The organism is Halomonas sp. SIMBA_159, assembly GCF_046536035.1.
GTDB classification, from domain to species: domain Bacteria; phylum Pseudomonadota; class Gammaproteobacteria; order Pseudomonadales; family Halomonadaceae; genus Vreelandella; species Vreelandella venusta_A.
The window spans coordinates 1-291 of sequence record NZ_JAWJBT010000318.1 but is presented as its reverse complement, the minus strand read 5'-3'; the positions used below and the strand labels follow the sequence as shown (position 1 = coordinate 291).

Sequence of the window (291 nt, the reverse complement as noted above, 5' to 3'; positions counted from 1 at the left end):
CAAGGTGCCGGGCGCCTCGAGATCGTCGAAGTTCCGGGTCAGCTTGCCGCCCGACTTGGACGCAACCCTCTGGGTCGAACTCTGGGCGTGCCCCTTGGCGGTGGCGTAACTCTGATACTCGCCTTCTGGCAGAGCCATCTCGTAGCTGCCCTGCTCGCCGACCGTCCAGGCGTAGGGCTCGCCATTCTTGGTGAACACGACGACCGGGTTGTCGACCTGCTCTCCGTCTCCGGTCGCGACAGTGCCGCTCACCGTGCTGGATGCCAGCCCCTTGCGTTCGATCTCGGCCTG

At 65.6% G+C, this 291-nt stretch carries 1 pseudogene; it reads right to left on the bottom strand.

The annotated features are described in order from the left end of the window. A pseudogene (locus R0J87_RS19450) lies at positions 1 to 291 on the bottom strand (CehA/McbA family metallohydrolase); the annotation flags it as partial.